Below are 20,761 nucleotides of genomic sequence, written 5' to 3' on the forward strand. Positions count from 1 at the left end.
GAATTCCATGACCCCCTCGCCCGCACCTCTGCGCTGGCTGTATTCCCTCGAATGGCGCCGGGGTTTCTTCGACTGGGCACGCAGTGATGGCGTGACCTGGGTCTACATTTTCAAGGTGCTGTTCGCCGCGTTCCTGACCCTGTGGCTCGCAATGCGTCTGGAATTGCCGCAGCCGCGCACGGCGATGATCACCGTGTTCATCGTCATGCAGCCGCAAAGCGGTCAGGTATTCGCCAAGAGTTTTTACCGTTTTCTGGGCACCTTGGCCGGTTCGGCGGTGATGGTGGCATTGATCGCCTTGTTCGCCCAGAACACTGAACTGTTCCTCGGCTCGCTGGCGATCTGGGTCGGCATCTGTTCGGCCGGCGCCGCGCGGTATCGCAACTTTCGCGCTTACGGTTTTGTGCTCGCCGGGTACACCGCCGCGATGGTCGGTTTGCCCGCATTGGCGCACCCGGACGGCGCTTTCATGGCGGCGGTCTGGCGGGTGCTGGAAATCTCCCTGGGGATTCTCTGCGCCACCGTGGTCAGCGCCGCGATCCTGCCGCAAACCGCCAGCGCGGCGATGCGCAACGCCTTGTATCAGCGCTTCGGTGTGTTCGCCTTGTTCGTTACCGATGGCCTGCGCGGTCGCAGCAAACGAGAGGCCTTCGAAGCCAGTAACGTGCGCTTTATCGCCGAAGCGGTCGGGCTGGAAGGGCTGCGCAGCGTCACCGTGTTCGAAGACCCGCACATGCGTCGGCGCAACGGCCGACTGAGTCGCTTGAACAGCGAATTCATGGGCATCACCACGCGGTTCAACGCCTTGCACCAGTTGCTTGAACGCTTGCGCAGCAGCGGCACCGACCACGTGGTGGCGGCAATCAAACCGGGCTTGCAGGACCTGGCGGAATTGCTCGACGGCTTCAGCGGTCGCGCCTTGACCAGCCCCGACGCCGCACGCCTGACCAGCGCGTTGACCACCTACAAGGAAAACCTGCCGGCGCGGGTTCGCAGCTTGCGGGCGACCTTTCAGGAGAGCGATCCGAGCGACGCCGAGCAGCTCGATTTCCACACCGCGTACGAACTGCTCTATCGCTTCGTCGACGAGCTGCACAGTTATGCACAGACCCACGCCTCGCTGGCCGATCACAGCCATGCTCGGGAGCAATGGGACGAGCCGTTCACCCCGCAAACCAACTGGATGGCCTCGGCGGCTTCGGGGATTCGTGCAGCGTTCATTCTGGTGGTGCTGGGCAGTTATTGGGTGGCGACGGCGTGGCCGAGCGGGGCGACCATGACCCTGATTGCCGCTGCCACCGTCGGCCTTTCTGCCGCGACGCCGAACCCGAAACGCATGGCATTCCAGATGGCCTGCGGGACTTTCCTCGGGGCGCTGATCGGCTTCGTCGAGATGTTTTTCATCTTCCCGTGGATCGACGGTTTTCCATTGCTGTGCGTGATGCTCGCACCGGTGATCGTGCTCGGTTCGTTCCTCACCTCGCGGCCGCACTATGCCGGTGTCGGACTCGGGTTACTGATCTTCTTCAGCACCGGTTCGGTGCCGGACAACCTCACCGTCTACAACCCTTACGCGTTCATCAACGACTACATCGCCATGGTGCTCGGCATGCTGGTGTGCGCGGCGGCCGGAGCAATCATTCTTCCGCCGAACAGCCGTTGGTTGTGGCGCCGGCTTGAGCAGGATTTGCGCGGGCAAGTGGTGTACGCGATCAGCGGCAAACTCAAGGGCCTGGCCTCGAGTTTTGAAAGCCGTACCCGGGACTTGCTGCATCAGGCTTACGGCCTTGCGGCGGGTCAGCCGCAGGTGCAACGGGACTTGCTGCGCTGGATGTTCGTGGTGCTGGAGGTCGGCCACGCGATCATTGAGTTGCGCAAGGAACAGGCGATTCTGCCGGTGCATCCGGCCTACGCCGAATCCCAGTCGTGGCGCCAGGCGATCCGTGTGATGGGCCGTTCGCTGGTGCGGCTGTTTCTGCAACCGAGCCAGAGCAATCTGGACCGCGGATTGATCGCGGTCGACCATGCGATCAGCCGTGTGCAGGCCACCGATGAACCGTTCGCGCCGCACTTCGACACCTCCGCGTTACGTCGGGTGAAGAGTTATTTGCACTTCATCCGCACGTCATTACTGGACCCGCAATCGCCACTTGCCGCTTACGCAATCACTCAGCCCCAAGGAGTTGAACATGCCGCGTGAAATCGCCTTCCACGGCGTGTACATGCCGACCATGACGCTGATGTTTTTCATCGCCGCCGCATTGGCCTGGGCACTGGACCGGTTTCTGTCCGGGTTCGACCTGTACCGTTTTTTCTGGCACCCGGCGCTGCTGCGCCTGAGCCTGTTTACCTGTCTGTTCGGCGTCCTGGCGCTGACTGTCTACCGTTGACTCTCTATCTCTGAAGAAGGCACCGATGAAAAAGCTTTTCAGCCTGCTCGCGACCCTGCTGGTGCTGGCCCTCGCGCTATGGATCGGCCGGACCCTCTGGGTGCATTACATGGACACGCCGTGGACCCGCGACGGCCGGGTGCGAGCCGACATCATCAACGTCGCCGCCGACGTTACCGGGGAAGTGGTCGAGGTGCCGGTACGTGACAACCAACAGGTGAAGAAGGGCGATTTGCTGATGCGCATCGACCCCGAGCACTACCGCATCGCGGTCAAACAGGCGCAGGCACTGGTGGCTTCACGCAAGTCGACCTGGGAGATGCGCAAGGTCAACGCCCATCGCCGCGCCGACATGGACGCGCTGGTGATCTCCAAAGAAAACCGCGACGACGCCAGCAATATCGCCGACTCGGCCCTGGCCGATTACCAGCATGCCCAGGCGCAACTGGAAGCGGCCGAACTGAACCTCAAACGCACCGAGGTCCGCGCTGCGGTGGACGGCTACGTGACCAACCTCAACGTGCATCGCGGCGATTACGCGCGCATCGGCGAAGCGAAAATGGCCGTGGTCGATATGAACTCGTTCTGGGTCTACGGCTTCTTCGAGGAAACCAAACTGCCGCACGTGCGCGTGGGGGATAAAGCCGACATGCAGTTGATGAGTGGCGAGGTGTTGAAGGGGCATGTGGAAAGCATTTCTCGCGGCATCTATGACCGGGATAACCCAGAGAGTCGCGAGCTGATTGCGGACGTGAACCCGACGTTCAACTGGGTGCGCCTGGCGCAGCGGGTGCCGGTGCGGATACACATTGATGAAGTGCCGGAGGGGGTGCTGTTGGCGGCGGGGATTACGTGTACCGTCGTCGTTAACTAGCCTGTAGACCGAGTCGTTTCATTCGCGAGCAAGCCCGCTCCCACACTGATCGAGTCGGACGCGGACTAAGCGAACGACACAAATCCCCTGTGGGAGCGGGCTTGCTCGCGAAGGCCGCGACTCGGTCCATCAGACATAAGACAAAGGCTCAGCCTTTGCAAAACGTCTCATGCAAATGCCGCCAAACCACTTTGCCACCGGCCTGTTTCTCAAACACCACCGTCGACCGGCGATCAGAGTGCAGGCCGGTCGCATCTTTCTGCTGCTCGCGATAACTCACCACCGCGCCACCGTCATACAGCGCGATACCCCGTAAATCGCTGAGCTCAATCCTGAAGCCGAGCTTCCTTCCGCCCGCCAGCAGGAACAACTCGTTCAACGCGGCGAAATCCAGCACACGGCCCAACGGCGAGATCATGGAAAACTGTGGCGAAAATCGGGTCAGCAGGTGTTCAAGTGCGGACTCGTCCTGGTCCTCGGCCAGCCATTGCTCGATGGCGACATGGGCCTGGATCACTTCGTCAAAGTATTCGGTGTAGTCAGTCATGGTTGTTTCCTGAAATTATGCAGCGACCGGTCTGACGCCTTCGCGAGCAAGCCCGCTCCCACAAAGGGCGCTGCGAAACCTGTGGGAGCGGGCTTGCTCGCGAAGGGGGCGCCTCGATTCAGAGTTGCCCCTTAAGCCCAAACCGCTTCATCAACCCCGCCTCCAACAGCCCTTTTGGCAACAACCCCGCCAACAACGGCAACGCCCGACTGCCATTCCCCAAACGAATCAAACGCGGCGGTTTGCCCTGCTGCACAGCCTTGAGCAAACCTTCGGCAAACTCCTTGGCCGGTGTCGGTTTATCCTGAGAGGCCTTGGCCCGCGCACGAATGCCTTCGCGCAGCGCAAACCACGGTGATTGTTCTGTGATCAACTGCTCCGCCTCATGCCCGGCATTTTTGGCGAAGCTGGATTCGATCGCACCCGGCTGCACTTCCATCACGCGCACGCCAAACGGTGCCAACTCCATGCGCAATGCATCGCTCAACGCATGCACCGCTGCTTTCGAGGCGCAGTACGCGCCGGCAAACGGCGTGACCAATACCCCGGAAACGCTGCCGATGTTCACCACGATCCCTTTGGCCCGACGCAGCACCGGAAACAGTGCGCGGGTCACACCGACAATCGCAAACACATTGGTTTCGAACTGCCGCTGCATCGCCGGTACACCGCCGTCGAGCAGCGGCCCCATGGCGCCATAACCGGCGTTGTTGATCAGCACATCGAGGCCGCCATGTTGCTGATTGATGCGCTCGCTCAACTGCTCAAGGGCCACGCCGTCGTTGACGTCCAGTTGCACGGCGGTGAAGCCGGCGGCGGCCAGAGCCGCCACGTCTTCAGCCTTGCGGGCGCTGGCCCAGACTTCGTATCCGGCACCTTTGAACACGTCGGCGAGGGCGCGGCCAATGCCGCTGGAGCAACCGGTAATCAACGCAACGGGCATGGCGCGGTCCTTGTACAAAAAGAAATAGAGGGATCAGTCGGAGAAACTACCCTGCAAACGCTCGGCGCGAAACTCCAGGGTTTGTGGGCGATAGCCTGGACGCAGGGGTGGCAGGGGCAAGCAGTCTTCCCAATTGGCGCCAGCCTGCAATTCACCGGGGCCGCGATAGCGCGGGGCAGCGTATTGATTGTCGGCCAGATTGACCGTATCGCCCGGCGCATACGCGGCGACACGCCAGCGCAACTCGGTCAGCGGCACATCGTTGCCATTGTTCATGGTCAGCTGCAACGGCCGGTCCGCCGGGCAATGTTCCGGCGCATAGGTGATGCGCAACTCCAGGCGCGCCAGTTGCTTGACCTCGCGGTTGTCCATCCAGATCACCCACGTGGCCACCAGACCCAGCCCGATGGCGGCCGCCACAGAGACGGGCAACGCCTTGGCCGGGTAGCGCAGCAATAAAATCAGCCAGGTGATGACCAGCAGGACGCCGATGAACATGTTTGAACACTCCTTGAACTCATGATCACCATCCTACCGAACGACTACGGGAATGGACATTCACGGATTATCCGCGATCACCGTTGGTCGGACCTGTAATTTCTGACAGTAGCCAGCCCTTAACACACGGGGTTAGATAACCGCAGGTAAACAAGGACAAACCGGCATGCAGGCATCGACGACGGGAATGCACCACAAAACACCCCGATTGTCCGTCGTCGATCCGCGAGGGTTGCCGGTTCGTTCGGTTGATTATTGGCGTGAGATCGAAGGTGCCCCGGCTCAGGCGCGCATCAACCGCACTCTCCACGATATCGCAGGTTTCGCGATCAAGCAGTGGGATCCGCGGCTGTGGGCGTTGCAAAAGGACGACCCCTCGGCCCCGGCCAATCTCATGACCGTGCATTCGTTGCCCGGTGATCCCGTCCGCACGGTCAGTGTCGATGCCGGCTCACAGATCAGTCTTTTCGGTTTGGCCAGTGAAGTGCGGCAGAGCTGGGACAGTCGCGGTACCCGACGCGAGATTCGCTACGACGACCTGCTTCGTCCCGTGACGGTGTTTGAGCAGGTCGCCACGCAACCCTCCCAATGTGCCGAACGTATGGAATATGGTGGGGCCGACCCGGTTTACCGCGATCGTAACCAGTGCGGCCAATTGATTCGCCAGGATGGCCCCGGCGGAACCGTGCTGTTTGAGGCGTTTGCGATCACCGGCCAATGCATCAGGCACGTTCAGCACTTCACCCGGCAAGCCGTTGCGCCGGATTGGCCGGAACCGATAGTCGATCGGCAAACACTGCTGGAACCGGGCGAGGGTGCCGTCTCGACGTGGCGTTACGGGCCGTTGGGTGATGTGCTGGAAACGGTCGATGCCCGGCAGAATCGCCAGACTTACGCCTTCACCGTGGATGGCCGGCTGCGCCAAAGCGCCTTGATGCTAGCCGGCAAAACCACTTGGCAAACACTGGTCAGCGAGATCGAGTACAACGCCGACGGGCAGACCCTGCGGGAAGTGGCGGGTAACGGCGTTCAGACAACGCTCACGTATGAGCCCGAGGATGGTCGGCTGATGGAGCGACGGGCCTACGGTGAAGGCGTCGGATTGCTACAACATTTGTTCTACCTCTATGACCGAATGGGCAATGTCTTGAGCATCGAAGACAAGGCGCTGCCAGTGCGTTTCTTCAACAACCAGCGTATTGATCCGCTCAGTCTTTTTATCTACGACAGCCTTTATCAATTGATCCAGGCGTTGGGCTGGGAGGCGGGCAGTCCCACCCAAGGGCCGGACTCAGTCGGTCGTGCTGATCCGGCGGCGGTCAGCAATTACCATCAGACCTACCGCTATGACGAAGGCGGCAACCTGCTGAAGCTGACGCATGTCGGCGCACAAAACCCGGGCCGTGAACTGACCGCCGCGCGTTACAGCAATCGCTGCCTGCCCTGGCGCAACGGCGTGCCGCCGACCGAAGCAGACATCGCCGCCGCATTCGATGCCAACGGCAATTTGCTGGAACTGGATCCGGGGCGCTTTCTGACCTGGGATTTGCGTAATCAATTGCACTCGGTCTGCCCGGTAGAGCGCGATTCCGGACGCAATGACTGTGAACGTTATCTCTACGATGGCGCTGGCCAGCGGGTGCGCAAAATCCGCTTGTTGCAAACCAATGCCCGAACCGTCACGGCCGAAGTGCGTTACTTGCCGGGGCTGGAACTTCGTACCGACAACGGCACCGGAGAGGTGCTGCAGGTCATCACCGCTCAAGCCGGGCTCAACTCCGTGCGGGTGCTGCATTGGGAAAGCGTTCCACCGTCCGGGGTCAACGATCAGTACCGCTACACCCTGGTTGATCACCTGAGCTCCTGCACCGTGGAACTGGCAGACGACGCACAGATCATCAGCCAGGAAGTCTTTTACCCCTACGGCGAAACCGCGTGGTACGCCGGGCCGGACGTGGTAGACAGCGACTATAAAACCATTCGTTATTCGGGCAAGGAGCGGGATGCGACGGGGCTTTATTACTATGGATTGCGCTACTACGTACCGTGGTTGTTCCGGTGGCTCAATCCTGACCCCAAAGGCTTCATTGATGGGCCCAACCTGTATCAGATGGTGGGAAATTCTCCCATGACTTACGTCGACAGCGACGGCGGCGAATTGATCGGAACCTCGCCGCTGAACGAAGGCCTGGACAAACAGGGTGCCTTGTTGAAATCGGTGGGAGGTGGCGCGTCTGATTTCAAGAATTCGCTACTCAATCACGTCTATGCGCAGCATCGTTTTAAGGCGTTGGGCAGGCGTGTGATTACCCAGCTTGCCAGCAGCGCTGTCAGTTCGGCCGGTGCGGCGGCGGGGGCCGCAGCGGGCGGTGCCATTGGTGGGCTGGCAGGCCCTGCGACCGGCGCATGGGGAAGTAAGGCTGGGGCGGCAATCGGCACGAAGGCCGCGAAGGCTATGATTTCCAAAGCGGTGAGCACCTATCGGCTGGATCGCCCGATCAGCTTCAAGGGTAACGAAATGAACCCCAAGTCATTCATTGAGCGCGTCGAACCGAAAAAAATACCCAATTCCAGACTGGTAAAATTGGAGCTGTCGGCGCTAGACCCGCGGACAAGCGATGGGCGAACAAAACTGAGGAAAAAGTTCCACAAAGCAGTGGTTGATAAAGTTGTCGATGAGGTCGGCAGTCAGCTGGGATCGGAAGCGCCAGGTCTGATCAAGACAGGCCTGGAGTTTTACAAGGCGTCACAGGGACTGAACGCCGCATCGCTCAGCGAGGTTTACGACGATACGCCGGCGGTGATCGACATGTTGGAGTTCCGGATGCAGGCAATCAAAACCGAGTTCGCCGGCTCCGGCAGTTCGGACCCGAAAGCCTTTGAGGATATTGCCGAACTCTCCTCGCAAACGGGGGAGGTGGTTCAGCAATTGAATAGAAACCAGGATTTGATCGGGCTTGTCGCGCCCAAGCCTTATGCCGGTAGACGGCAATCGTTAAGTGGAAGGTCCCGTTCAGCTCCGGTTCGGCAGGTGTCACAGGGCTGATACCAGCAAAAAGCCCCCGCCCAACCCGCTGCGGATAGGGAAAACGCAGCGGACTGGACGGGGGCTTCTGGTTTTACTGAACGCTTACTGCGCGATGGTTTTCACCGATACGCCACGCTCGATCGGGGTGGAGCGACCGTAGATATCTTCAAACCGCTCGATATCGTCTTCGCCCAGGTAGCTGCCCGATTGCACTTCGATGATCTCGAGTGGAATCTTGCCCGGGTTGCGCAGACGGTGAACCGAAGCGATCGGAATGTAGGTCGACTGGTTTTCGCAGAGCAGGAACACGTTGTCGTCGCAGGTCACTTCGGCGGTGCCGCTGACCACGATCCAGTGTTCGGCGCGGTGGTGGTGCATTTGCAGCGACAGGCACGCGCCCGGTTTGACCGAGATGTGCTTGACCTGGAAACGGCCGCCCATGTCCACCGAGTCGTACGAGCCCCACGGACGATAGACTTCGCAGTGGTTCTGGGTTTCAGTGCGGCCCTGCTCGTTGAGGGTGTTGACCATCTGTTTCACGCCTTGGACCGAGTCCTTGTGGGCGATCATCATGGCGTCCTTGGTTTCGACGACCACGATGTTTTCCAGGCCGATCACCGACACCAGTTTGCCGTTGCCGTGGATCATGCAGTTTTTGCTGTCCTGGATGACCACGTCGCCTTTGGTGACGTTACCGTTGACGTCTTTGTCATTCACTTCCCACAGCGACGCCCAGCAACCGACATCGCTCCAGCCGGCGGTCAGCGGTACGACGCAGGCGCGCTGGGTTTTTTCCATCACCGAGTAATCGATGGAATTGTCCGGGCAGCAGGCGAACGTGGCTTCGTCGATGGTGACGGTGTCGGCATCCTGTTCGCTGCGCTCAAGCGTCAGCAGGCAGGTGTCGTAGATGTCCGGATCGTGCTTTTTCAGCTCTTCCAGGAAACGGCTGGCGCGGAACAGGAACATGCCGCTGTTCCAGAAGTAACCGCCGGACTGGACGAACTCGGTGGCGCGTTTCACATCCGGTTTTTCGACGAAGTGCGAGACGCGGCTGACGCCTTCCGGCAGCAGCGAGTCATTGGTCGACTTGATGTAGCCGTAGCCGGTTTCCGGTTTGGTGGCCGGGACGCCGAACAGCACCATTTCGCCGTTTTCGGCAGCGACGGTGGCCAGGGCCAGGGCGCGTTGCAGGGCTTTCTGGTCTTCCAGTACGTGATCGGCCGGCAGCACCAGCATCAACTCGTCACGACCTTCGTTGACCAGCATCATCGCGGTCAGGGCCACGGCCGGCGCAGTGTTGCGGCCGAACGGTTCCATCAGGATGCGCTGGGTTTCCAGTTTACGGTTGGTCAACTGCTCGTTGACGATGAAGCGGTGGTCTTTGTTGCAGACCACGATCGGGGTGTCCATGCCTTCAAACACCAGGCGTTCCAGGGTTTGCTGGAACAGCGTGTGTTCGCCGGTCAGGGCGAGGAACTGTTTAGGGAACTGCTTACGGGAAAGCGGCCAAAGACGTGAGCCGCTACCACCTGACAAGATCACCGGAATCATGTTGTTACTCCTTGAAAATCGTATGGGTCAGAGCTACTGCGTTCTGTCGTTTCACTCTTGTTCTTATTCCGTAGCCCGACTGGACGCCTCGGTCCACTGTGGGAGCGGGCTTGCTCGCGAAGGCGGTGTATCAGTCGACATCGTTGTTGAATGTCAGACCGCTTTCGCGAGCAAGCCCGCTCCCACAGGGGCGGGGTCAGTCAGGAAAATTGATTAGCGCGTCGAAACCGGGCGTTTTACCCAGACTGGCGACAGGCTGCTGCCTTTACCGGTGACGTACAGCACGGCGGCTTCACCGCGTTCCAGGGCAACCGGCTTCACGTCGCCGACTTTGGTGGCGCCGTCATACAGGGCCAGGCTGACTTTGACCGGGTTGATTTCACGCTCGCCACGGCCCTTGGCCGCTACGGACGGAACCACTTCGGTCTTGCCGTCAGCGGTTTTCAGGGTCAGGGCCTTGTCGCTGAGGTTCTGTACGCGAACCAGGGATTTCTGCTTGTTCTTGAATGGCGGCTCTTCGATCAGTTGCGGCGCGCCGCTGGCGTTGTTGACCAGGGTGTAATAGTGGTCGCCGGCCAGTTTCACCGGCAGGGTCTGGCTGCCGACCTTGGCGCTGTAGTCGCCGCCCGGCATGAAGCTGAAATCGGTGCTGGACAGCGGCGCGACTTCGGCCAGGTTGGTGCTGCCGACGGTGGCGCTGACTTCAGCGTTACCGGCGTTGTAGACACGTACGAAGCTCGAACCTTTTGGTGCAGTCGGGCCATAAAGTGCGGCGTCGCCAGCGAAGGCGGACATCGACAACACGCTCATGCCTGCAACGAGTGCGAAGGTCTTGGCGAGACGGCGAGGAGTAGTAGTGAAAGTCATGGTAGTACCTCTCTCTTTCAGTTTTGCGCCCGGTCGGGCGTCTCGGATTTAGTGTTTGCGGCTACGTTTTGTTGGCGAGCACCAGCTTCTTTGAGCTCTGCGACCCACTGCGGGTCGGCGTCGCCGATTTCGTTGTTCACAGGCAGATAACGTTCAGGAAACTCCCAGATCAGCACCTGTGGCGGGCTGTTCTTGAAAGCATCGCTTTTCAGGTAGCTGAGCATCGGCAGAATCGGGCCGTGGCCGTCTTCGGCGTAATTGACCACGTCGCTGTTCAGCGCTTGTTTCAGCGCACCGACGAAGTTCCAGTTCGGGTTGGCGCTGTAGCTGGTGCCGATCAGGGCCACCGGCACTTCAGTGTTGGCGAACAGCGCGTCATCACCGGCAGGCTGGTCTTGCGCGACCACGGTGTTGCGCTTTTGCAACGGTTCGGTCTTCGGCATCAGGTTCTCGAACAGCGGGTCCAGCGGCAGGAACAACCGCAGGTCGCCCTTGTGCGTGACCTTCTCCGCAGGTTCGGTGACGAAGCGTTGCGGCTCGCCGCTGAGCGGGGTTTTCTCGGCAATGGTTTTGGCCAAAGTCTCGGCGGCGATTTGTGCGCCTTCCGGGGTCCAGTGGGTGTCGGTGCGCAAGAACACTTGCTGACCATCCAGCTTGGCTTTGAGCATCGGGCCGAACAGGTCGGGCGCGATGATCTTGTTGGCCGCCACACGAGCGTGGAAGTCTTCATAGAGGTTGGCGTGAATGCTCGAAGGCTTCACTGCGCCCAGGTGTTCCGGGTACAGGCGAGTCTTGGCCGGCACGATCGCCATCACCAGTTTTACGCCTTTCGCCTTGAGTTCCTGACGCACGCCTTCTACGAGGGCGTAGTTGCCTTGCAGGTTCAGTTCTTCGTTGACGATCGGGTTGAATTCTTCATCGCTGTACAACCATTGATCGCGACCGAGCACCACGCCCGGACGACCTTCGTTGAACAGTTTGAAATCCAGCGCGGCCCAAAGGTTGGTGCCCAGGCGCTTGATCGGGAACTCGTCGTCGTAGTGTGTTTCCACGGCTTTGGCCCAGCGGCCATTGAGCACCGTCGCATCGGCGTTGGTGCTGAAGCCGAAGAAGCTGCGTGTCGACCACAGGCCCAGCACCAGCAGGGTCACCATGAACAGGGCGATGTAGAAGATACGTAATGAGCGGGTCATGGTCAGATCCCTCAGAACTGGAAGTAAAGGAACGGCGAGAAGCTTTGCGCCGAGAGTTTGAAAATCGAGGCGATGAACAGCACCAGAACCAGCGTGCGCATCACGTAGCGGGACCAGTCCGCCGTCCAGTAGGCCGGTTGCACGGTGGCTTCAACGCCGACGGTGTAACCAGGCTCGTGGATGCTGGCCGGGTTGTCGCCCGGTACGGCTTTGATCATTCCAGGCTGAGCGGCGGCCGGGCCATCGGCCTCGACGTTGACCACAGGCTTGGTCTTCTCAGGCGGCAGATTGCTGTAGAAATCGCGGATGCCGAAGAACGCCAGGGTCATGTAAGCCACCACCAGGGTCGCCACTTGCAGGCCGGTGAGGCTGGCCGCGTTGAGTTCCGACAGCGACCATTCGCCGAAGCTGAACATTGCGCCGTACATGCGACCGGCGACGTGCAGGTTTTCCGAGCGGAAGATCACCCAGCCCATGACCACGAGCAGGAAGGTCAGCGCCCAGCGGATCGGGTTGATGCTGCGTGGCGAGGTGTTCAGGCCCAGGGCCTTTTCGATCGCCAGCCACATGCCGTGCCAGGCGCCCCAGATGACGTACGTGATGTTCGCGCCGTGCCACAGACCACCGAGCAACATGGTCAGGAACAGGTTGCGATAGGTCATCAACGTGCCTTTGCGGTTACCGCCCAGCGTGATGTACAGATAGTCACGCAACCAGGTCGACAGACTGATGTGCCAGCGACGCCAGAACTCGGTGATCGACTGGCTGATGTATGGCTGCTTGAAGTTTTCCATGAAGCGGAAACCCATCATCAAGCCCAGGCCGATGGCCATGTCGCTGTAGCCGGAGAAGTCGAAGTACAACTGCGCGGTGTAGGCGAGGGCGCCGAGCCAGGCATCGCCCGTGGTCGGGTTTTGCAAGGCGAAGCAATGGTCGGCCACCACCGCGAGGGTGTCGGCGATGAAGACCTTCTTGATGAAACCCTGCATGAACCGCGTGGCACCTTCGGAGAACTTGTCGAGGGTGTGGGTGCGGTTGTTGAACTGGTCGGCGAGGTCGCGAAAACGCAGCACCGGGCCGGCGATCAAGTGCGGGAAGATCGCCACGAACGCGGCAAAGTCGATCAGGTTGCGGGTCGCCGGGGTATCACCCCGGTAGACGTCGATGATGTAGCTGATGGACTCGAAGATGTAGAACGAGATCCCGATCGGCAACAGCACGTGAGTCAGGATAAACGGCGACAGACCGACCGAAGTCATCATCGCGTTGATGCTGTCGACGCCGAAGTTGGCGTACTTGAAGTAGCCGAGGATGCACAGGTCGACGCCTACGCCCAGGAGCAACCAGCGCTGTGCCGGTTTGGTCCGAACGCCTGCGGCACCGACTTTGAGGCCGATCCAGTAGTTCCACAGCGTGACGGCTGCGAACAGCGCAAGGAAGTCCACACGCCACCAGGCATAGAACACGTAGCTGGCGAGCAGCAGCAGCAGGTTGCGATAGCGTATTCCGCTTAAGTAATACATGCCGAGAAAGATCGGCAAGAACAAAAACAGGAACACGTTGGATGAAAATACCATCCCGGTCTCTCCATGTTTAACCAACAGTCAAGGGCCAACGGCCCCCCCAAACCCCCCACCGAAAACCGGGGGAATATCACTCAACTCAAATCTTGCACTGACCCTTGTGGGAGCGGGCTTGCTCGCGAATGCGGTCTGACATTCACCGATGATGTCGACTGACACACCGCTTTCGCGAGCAAGCCCGCTCCCACAGGGGTTATGTGTTGGCCCTAAGAACCTTTGCCTTTCTCGCTGGCCGGGTCGTAGACCTTGGTCAGGTCACCCCCGAGGCGGAAGGTCTTGAACGGCTGCATCTCGTGTTTTTTCTCGAGCACATCCGGCGAGCAGGTGTAGAGCGTGCAGAACGGTTCGAGCCAGGCGAATTTCGAATCGACCTTGAGGTCGGTCATGTCCTGTTCCTTGCCGTTCTTTTTCTCGAATTCTTCCGGGTCTTCGACACCCGCGAGCACTCGATCACCCAGGCGTTTCAGCGCGCCGTTGTTTTCCTGACGCAGATCCACACCGTTGACCAGCGCAAAGCTGGCGATCATCGACAGCGGCGGCAGTGCATAGTTGTGATAGGCGAGGGCGCGTTGCTCGCGCTTCAGCTCGTTAGGCAGGAAACCCTGGGCGTCAATCTGATTGGCGCCGACTTTGTATTCCTTCACCGCCCAGTCGAACAGGTCGCGACGGTTGGTGGCGATGGACGTTGCCATCACCGACCAGGCGGACCAGTACGAGTGGTTGTTGGTTTTTTCCAGCGGCAGGTTGTCCCAATCGCTGACCACCTGATCCGCCATTTTGCTGAACCAGGCTTCAATCAACTGCGACTCTTGCTGATGGTTCGCCAGCGGATGCGAGTCGGAGAACTTCAGGCGAATGTAGGACGACGCCATGCTGCCCAACGCCCATTTGCGCATGGACTTGCCGGTGTGGTTGAAGTCCTTGGACATCAACGCATCGGCCTTGGCCCACGCGGTCAGCCAATTCAGGGTGCATTCCAGTTGTTCCGGACGACCGTCACGCATGTACTGCATCACGCGCTTGCTGGTGCCGCGCTCAATCTTGGTGATGTCTGCAGTGGTATCGCGGAAGGCTTTTTCCGAGGCTTCGTTCAGGGTCGAACGGGCCTTGTCGGAGCCTTCGTACTTGCTGCGAAATTGCAGCGAGCCGGTGTATGGCGTCGGCATGGCATCACAGCCTTCGCTCTTGTCGCCGGTTTTGACTTTTTCAATCGGCGCGAAGTAACCCTGTGGCGGACGCAGTGGTGCGGCGGCCTGGGTGGCGCCGGCAAACATGGCCAGCGTCAGCAGTGATGGTGCGAGTAACTTTTTCAAAGTTCGGGTTTGCATAATTGCCTCATTGCCCGGCCTGAGCGGTACGCTGCCCAGGACCAGAGAACACGTTGCGTTTGCAGATTTTCGCTTCGACTTTCTGTGGCGTGGCACCTGCTTCAGGGCCCTGGATTTCGACGGCCAGCAGATTCTGCGAGGCCCAGTCTTCGTCCGTACGCAACTCAAAGGCGAAACGCCCGTCGGTGTCGGAAGTTTCCGGTTTTTCGATTTTGATGTCCTCGTGGCGACCGTTCATGTACCAGAGGGTGGCTTGCAGGACTTTCACCGACGCATCGGCGAACTGGATGTCAACCTGGTGACTGCCGTTTTGCAGGTTCAGGTTGTTGCTGTTGACCATTAATTCGTTCTTGCCCGGTTTCAATGTTTTGCTGCCGGTCAACTGTGCATCCTTTCCTTCGCAACCGTTGTCCAGCAGCGCCATCATCTGGCGGTAGATGGTTTCCTGGTCGAGGCGATAGAGCGGCGAGAATTCCCAGATCAGAATCTTCGGCGGCTTGGTCTGGAACTCTTCGCTGCCCAGGTACTGCAGCATCGAACCTTCCAGGCCACCGCCGGGGAACGCTACGTTGAGGATGTCGGCGCCGATGGCCTCTTCGAGGAAACCGGCGAAGTTGTAGTTCTTGCCACTGTGGCTGGTGCCGACCAGGGTGATCTCTGGATTGCCGGAGTCACTGAACAGGTCGCCGTCGGCGGCTTCGCCCTTTGGCTCTGTGGTGAACTGATCCATGTACTGGATCGCGTAGCTGGTGCCACAGAGTTGACCGGCCATGTTGTGTAATGTTCCGGTCTTGCCCATGCGACCCGACTTATGGCTCTCGAATTCGCGCTTCGGAATGTCCGCGAACTCAGGCAATTGCTTGATTTTCTCGCCGACGATTTTCGCCGTGCGCTGGGCGCCATACGGTGTCCAGTGTTGGTCGCCGCGGAAGTAGAAGTCGTGCGCCGGCAGGGTGTCGGGCAGCGATTCGTTGGTCAGCGGCGACAGGTCCGGAACCACATAACCCATGGCGGCGAAACGCCCGAGCATGGTCTTGTAGTTCTTCAGGGCCTTGTCGAAATCGAATTTGGCTTTGTCTTCCGGATTCAGCTTGTTGCGGTTCACCAGGCCACGAGTGGGTTGATAAACAACAACGAGTTCCACGCCTTTGCTCTTGAACGCATCGTGCAGCTCTTTCATGCGTTTGTAGCCAGCGGGCGTGGTGTCGAATTCGGTACGCAAGTCTTCCTGCGTACGGAACAGCCAGTCGCCCTGAGCCTGCACCAGCGTGGTGAAGTTCTGCTGATAACGCGTGGTGTAGTTCTTCGCGTCGTGGGCTTCTGGGCACAGGTTGCAGCACGGTTCGGCACTGAAGCTGGGCGCCTTGACTTCATCGGCCCGGACGCCGGCGCTGGCCGCGAGAATGCCGGCGGTCAGGGCCGACAGGCTGAGTAATTTGATCAAGTGTGGGTGCATAAAATTATCCTCAGTCCTGCATTTCGGTCTGGCGTTCGACAGGGTCGATCAGCACGGCTTTCTGCTGGCGCACCAGCAGGTCGAGAATTTCATCCTGGCGCTCGCCAAGAATCCCGTTGAAGCTGATGCCACTGGATTTGGTCGGGGCGAGCATGGACACGCGATACAGCTCGACGCTCAGAGGCGAGTCGATGGACAGCGGTCCGCTGCCGTTACCGGCCAGTTCGCCGCCGACGATGATCAGCGACACCTGGGCGTCGAACGGGTCGAGCTTGATGTCCCGGTCGGTGTCGCTCAGGTCCTTGATGTGGCCGTAGACGCCGGTCAGGCCGTTGGCCATGGCGAGGTTTTCGTAGAGGCGAATGTTCACGCTGTTACGAATACGAATGCCGTGGCGACGGTTGCTGATCACCTTGTTGGCCCACAGCAGGTTGTCGCCACTCTCGTAGAGGGTGATGCCGTCCGTGTGGTTCTTGTAGATCTCGTTGTAGGCGATCAGGTTGTTGACGCTGTTACGGTCGATGACCAGGCCCGATAACTTGTTGTCGTAGCTGCGGTTGTTGAAGATGAAGCTGTCGTTGACCTCACGGGAAATGATGATCCCGTGCTTCTTCTTGGTCCCGAAAACGTTGTTGTCGGCGATGATCAGACCGTGGGAACGGTCATGCGGGTCAATGCCATAGACGATGTTGTCTTTGTAGGTGTTGCCCTTGACCACGAAGTCGCGGGTTTCGTAGCAATAGAAGCCGTACCACATGTCCGAGAACTCGGAGCCGATGATCCAGCCAGTCGGTTCAGGACGCTTGAGCACCTTGGCCATGTTCGGCGTGTACTGGGAAATACTCACGCCGTAAGACTTACTGTTGGCGTAGCCGAAACTGGCCATCTTGCTGTTGGCGATGTAGGTCTGGGTGCCGCCCCAGGCCAGCAGGAACGGACGGAATTCCTTCGGGGACTTGAACGTCGCCGGGCCGTTTTCCTTCTCGCGCCAGCCAGTGATCTTGGTATCGCGCACAAACAACTGACCGTCGTTGACCAGGAACGAACCGGCCTCTTGGGACAGGCGCAATTCCTGGGTTTGCTTGTCGATTTCGAGGATGCCGTTCTTGCCGACCACGATCGGCAACTTCGCCAGGAACACGCCCGGCGAGGTTTCGCTGAAGTACTGCTTGGGTACTTTCTTGGCCAGGTCCTTGAGGTTCATGTAGCCGTCGTCGACGAAGATCGCCTGCGGGATGCCGTGCTGACGCACCACCCACTCGGCCATCTTGTTGTCGCCGCCGATGAAATCCTTCAAGGCGTCTTCCTGCATCATCCGGCGCACGCTGATCTTGCCGGCCTTGGTGCGCACGATTTTCGCGGCGATGGCTTCGGCGGTGTACCCGGAAGTGTCCGGCAGTTTCGGCGCAGCCAGTTCCAGCGGCTCGGTCGGCGCGCTGCTGACGGTGTAGGTCTTGGCCTGTTGCAAGCCCTTGGCGATGGTCGCCGGCTGCTCTTTCTGCACGGGCGCTGCCGGCTCCGCCGTGGCGAAGGCCGCTGAGCTGGCCAGCAGCATCGCGCCGGCCAGCAAGGTCAACGAGCCTCTCTTCGGACTGTTCATGTCAGGAACTCCCTTCGCGCTTCGCATCAGAAGCGCCAGATCACGTCGATAAACGCGCGGTGCATGTACGAGTCGACGCCTTTGCCATACGCATCACCCGGCTTGAACACACCGCCACGCAAACGCACGAGGGCCGAAGGCTCATCGATCGACTGACTCAGGGAGGCCGGCAGCAGGCCTTGCTTGAAGTACTTGGTGACGACCACGTCCATTTCCTGGCCGAGGTCTTTGTTGCCATCTTCCAGTGGCAGGGACGTGCTGGAGAGCACGGCGCCGGTCACGTCGTCGGTGTCGTTCTGCACGGCGTTGATGCCGTTGCTGCCAACTGGCTTGTTGCCGTCGACGCGCCAGAATTTGTGGTAGATCACGCTGGCGTCGTATTCGTCGTTGAGCATCCACGAACCGAACAACGTAGCGGTCTGCATGTTGTTCATTTCGCCACGGAACGCTTCGCCGAAACGATGAACACGGGAACGGGTACCGGTGTAGTTCGAGCGGTTGCTTTCCAGGCCGTTCTGTTCGTAATCGGCGCTGGCGCGGGCGTAGGCTGCACCGACTTGCCATTGCGGATCGAGGCGCAGGCGTACGCCCAGGTCAGTGGCCCAGCCATCCACATTGCCGCTGGTCTTGGCTTGTGCCGGCGGAGTGCCGTCGGCGTTCAGCGGGTTGACCGTGTCGCGGTCGCCGCTCATGCCGGTGACGCTGCCCCAGTAATTGACGGTGTTGGTGTTGCGCCAGTTGTAGGCATCGCTATCGGCGGTGAGGCCGATCCAGCTGATGTCGCCATTCTCTTTCTTGTCCAGAGAATCGGCGGGAACACCCGGTTGCGGGTAGTCGAGCTTGCCGTCATCGTGGGTGTGATGACCACGAATGCCAACCCAGTTGCCCGGGTTCCACTGGTACGCCGCGTCGGCGTAAGCGTGCAGGCGATCCTTGTCTTTCGGCGCCAGCTCGGTGAGGTCGGTGCGGTATTCGCTGAAGCGTTCGGCAACACCGGCGTTGGCGCGCAACAGGGTGGTGTCGAAGGTCCAGTTCAGGGCTTCGATGTTGGTGTCGCGCCATTGGCCGTCGTCGTTGCGCAGGCGTTGACGACCGAGCTTGAGGATCTCGCCAGGGTACGGGGTCAAGCCGCTGTAGCCGACCCAGAACTCGCGCATCGCCAGGTAGTTTTTCTTGCTCTTGCGATCACCGTTGTCGGTGGCCTGGGTGCCGTCGCTGTCGGACTGCTGCAGGGTGTCGGTCTCGATGATGTCGGTGGACGTCACGGCTTGACCCATGGCGTAGCCGCTCCACGCGCCGCTCTCGCCGTAGATCCATGGACGCAGGTCGAGGCCGACGCCGTTGACGTCGCCGCCGCTTGCCGTACCCAGGTCGGTGTCATCTTCGGACTGGGCAGTGATTTTTACATCAAGGCCGTAGTTCTGGGTTTCGGTCAGGGCCGCCAGGGTCGGGCACGACCACAAGAGGGCGAATGACAGGCCGATACCGGCCTTCACAAATGGATTCAACTTCATAGGGATTCCTCGCCGTCTTCTTCTTGCAGGGCATGCAGTTCCAGCGTGTTCTGGCTCAAGGCACCACGCACGGCCTGTTCTTGTTTCAACAGGCGTTGGGCCTCGGCGAGCTGGGCAGGCGGCAGTTGCGCTTCGAGTGTTTGTGCAAGCTCGGTGGCTTGCGGGGTGTTCTGCGCCTTGGCCAATTGGCTGAAGACGTAAGCATTAAGCGGGTCGGGCTTGGTGCCCTTGCCTTGGGAAAACAGTTGGGCAATGGCGAAGTCGGCGCTGTTCTGGCCGTTGCGCGCCGCCTTGAGCAGGTGGTCCAGCGCTTTCTGCGAATAGACCTTGCCCAGGTAACCGCGACGGTAGATCTGGCCGAGGTAGTAATCGGCGGCCACTTCCCGGTCGACGGCTTTCTTGAAGTGTTCTTCGGCGGCCTTCGCGTCGGCCGGCACCATTTTGCCTTCGTAGTAGAGCTTGCCCAGCAACAGTTCGGCACGCGGCTGGTCAGCGGCGCGGCCGTTGTCCAGGTACTTCATCATGGTGTCGACGTCGCCCAGTTCCGGGAAGTCGTAGAGCAATTGCGCGAGGCTGACCCAGGAAGCGGGGTAGCCCGGAGCGATGCCTTCGAGCAGCGACTGAGCGGTTTTCTCGTCGGTCTTGCCGAGGGTCGCATCGCCCAATACGCGAGCGACGCTGTCCACGCGTTGAGCGGTGACCGTGCCGCGAGCGTGAGCGGCTTGCATCTGCTTGATCAGCTCGGCCTGTTGCTCAGGCTTGGCCTGTTTCTGATAGACCGTGGCCAGCTCGACGTAGCAAATGTCGGTGGTGTTCAACGCGGCTTTGCAGATGGTTTCCACTTCGTCCAGATGCTGGTCGTAAGTGCCCTGGGTGCGATAAAGCAGCACTTGGGCCAGGCCTGCTTCCGGTTTGCCTTCGGCGCGCCATTGGCTGATCTGCTGCTGAGCGTTCACGTTCGGGAAACTGTGCGGGTATTGCAGGTACAGCATCGCCAGCGGGATCAGGGTGTTGCCTTCGCCTGCGGCCGAGGCTTTTTTCAACAGGCCTTCAGCTTCGTGCTGTTCGGCTTCGGTAGAACCCGGCTTGGCCACCAGCAGGCGACCCAGACGAGCCTGGGCTCGCGGCGAGACGCTGGCCGCGGCGCGGTAAGTCGCCTCGGCCTGTTTGATTTGTGCCGGGTCGCGGCTGTCGACCTGGATATCGGCCAGGCCAACCTGGGCTTCGCTGTAACCCAGGTCTGCCAGTTGCTGATAGTTCTGCGCCGCCAGCGCGGTGTCGCCGCGCTTGAGGGCTTCGTTGGCCAGACGCTGGTCGGGCAGGCCGGCGCAACCGGCGAGGCTCACGGCCAACGCCAAAGCACACACCGTACCCATGTGGGAGCCA

16 protein-coding genes are annotated in these 20,761 nt (G+C 60.1%); 4 read left to right on the forward strand and 12 right to left on the reverse strand.

Annotated features, from left to right (window positions below; all coding sequences use genetic code 11):
- Window positions 1-7: 7 nt before the first annotated feature.
- The 3 genes from ACA072_RS04775 to ACA072_RS04785 are packed head-to-tail and all read left to right on the forward strand — an operon-like array spanning window position 8 to window position 3,264.
- A complete protein-coding gene (locus tag ACA072_RS04775; protein ID WP_497623416.1) occupies window positions 8-2,200 on the forward strand; it encodes an FUSC family protein in 2,193 nt (730 codons plus the stop codon).
- Entirely contained in the window at window positions 2,190-2,390 is a 201-nt protein-coding gene (locus tag ACA072_RS04780; RefSeq protein ID WP_497623417.1) for a DUF1656 domain-containing protein, read from the forward strand. Before ACA072_RS04775 ends, ACA072_RS04780 begins: the two co-directional genes overlap by 11 nt.
- Before the next feature lie 25 nt (window positions 2,391-2,415).
- Window positions 2,416-3,264 (forward strand): efflux RND transporter periplasmic adaptor subunit, encoded by an 849-nt coding sequence (locus ACA072_RS04785; protein ID WP_497623418.1) that lies wholly within the window; start codon window positions 2,416-2,418, stop codon window positions 3,262-3,264.
- Between the two features lie 148 nt (window positions 3,265-3,412).
- On the opposite strand, the gene ACA072_RS04790 is transcribed toward ACA072_RS04785, so the two are convergent.
- The 3 genes from ACA072_RS04790 to ACA072_RS04800 form a co-directional block, all read right to left on the reverse strand.
- On the reverse strand, window positions 3,413-3,811 hold the full coding sequence (locus ACA072_RS04790; RefSeq protein WP_497623419.1) for a DUF4440 domain-containing protein: 399 nt from the start codon (window positions 3,809-3,811) through the stop codon (window positions 3,413-3,415).
- Between the two features lie 118 nt (window positions 3,812-3,929).
- Window positions 3,930-4,754 (reverse strand): SDR family oxidoreductase, encoded by an 825-nt coding sequence (locus tag ACA072_RS04795; RefSeq protein ID WP_497623420.1) that lies wholly within the window; start codon window positions 4,752-4,754, stop codon window positions 3,930-3,932.
- Window positions 4,755-4,787: 33 nt separating this feature from the next.
- Window positions 4,788-5,252, reverse strand: coding sequence for a multidrug transporter (locus ACA072_RS04800; RefSeq protein ID WP_131063464.1), 465 nt, complete (start codon window positions 5,250-5,252; stop codon window positions 4,788-4,790).
- 166 nt (window positions 5,253-5,418) lie between these two features.
- Here ACA072_RS04800 and ACA072_RS04805 point away from each other — a divergent pair, with 166 nt between their 5' ends.
- Complete coding sequence (locus tag ACA072_RS04805) at window positions 5,419-8,298, forward strand: RHS repeat domain-containing protein (protein ID WP_497623421.1); 2,880 nt, start codon at window positions 5,419-5,421, stop codon at window positions 8,296-8,298.
- A gap of 84 nt (window positions 8,299-8,382) precedes the next feature.
- Here the strand turns inward: ACA072_RS04805 and ACA072_RS04810 are convergent, their stop codons facing one another.
- The 9 genes from ACA072_RS04810 to algK form a co-directional block, all read right to left on the reverse strand.
- Window positions 8,383-9,834, reverse strand: a complete 1,452-nt coding sequence (locus tag ACA072_RS04810; protein ID WP_497623422.1) for a mannose-1-phosphate guanylyltransferase/mannose-6-phosphate isomerase — start codon at window positions 9,832-9,834, stop codon at window positions 8,383-8,385.
- 213 nt (window positions 9,835-10,047) lie between these two features.
- Window positions 10,048-10,701, reverse strand: coding sequence for an alginate O-acetyltransferase AlgF (locus ACA072_RS04815; protein ID WP_042932354.1), 654 nt, complete (start codon window positions 10,699-10,701; stop codon window positions 10,048-10,050).
- A gap of 17 nt (window positions 10,702-10,718) precedes the next feature.
- Window positions 10,719-11,894 (reverse strand): alginate O-acetyltransferase, encoded by a 1,176-nt coding sequence (locus ACA072_RS04820; protein ID WP_145306902.1) that lies wholly within the window; start codon window positions 11,892-11,894, stop codon window positions 10,719-10,721.
- 11 nt (window positions 11,895-11,905) lie between these two features.
- Complete coding sequence (locus ACA072_RS04825; protein WP_462025585.1) at window positions 11,906-13,471, reverse strand: MBOAT family O-acyltransferase; 1,566 nt, start codon at window positions 13,469-13,471, stop codon at window positions 11,906-11,908.
- A gap of 212 nt (window positions 13,472-13,683) precedes the next feature.
- Complete coding sequence (locus ACA072_RS04830; protein ID WP_497623423.1) at window positions 13,684-14,805, reverse strand: mannuronate-specific alginate lyase; 1,122 nt, start codon at window positions 14,803-14,805, stop codon at window positions 13,684-13,686.
- A 7-nt stretch (window positions 14,806-14,812) separates the two neighbouring features.
- The gene (locus tag ACA072_RS04835) at window positions 14,813-16,261 is read right to left on the reverse strand and encodes an alginate O-acetyltransferase (RefSeq protein ID WP_497623424.1); all 1,449 of its coding nucleotides are present in this window, start codon (window positions 16,259-16,261) and stop codon (window positions 14,813-14,815) included.
- Between the two features lie 10 nt (window positions 16,262-16,271).
- On the reverse strand, window positions 16,272-17,861 hold the full coding sequence (gene algG / locus ACA072_RS04840) for a mannuronan 5-epimerase AlgG (RefSeq protein ID WP_497623425.1): 1,590 nt from the start codon (window positions 17,859-17,861) through the stop codon (window positions 16,272-16,274).
- 26 nt (window positions 17,862-17,887) lie between these two features.
- On the reverse strand, window positions 17,888-19,375 hold the full coding sequence (locus tag ACA072_RS04845) for an alginate export family protein (protein ID WP_497623426.1): 1,488 nt from the start codon (window positions 19,373-19,375) through the stop codon (window positions 17,888-17,890).
- The gene (gene algK / locus ACA072_RS04850; RefSeq protein WP_497624946.1) at window positions 19,372-20,751 is read right to left on the reverse strand and encodes an alginate biosynthesis TPR repeat lipoprotein AlgK; all 1,380 of its coding nucleotides are present in this window, start codon (window positions 20,749-20,751) and stop codon (window positions 19,372-19,374) included. The genes ACA072_RS04845 and algK overlap by 4 nt, the downstream gene beginning before the upstream one ends.
- Window positions 20,752-20,761: the final 10 nt, after the last annotated feature.

It is taken from the genome of Pseudomonas sp. LBUM1656, assembly GCF_059716065.1.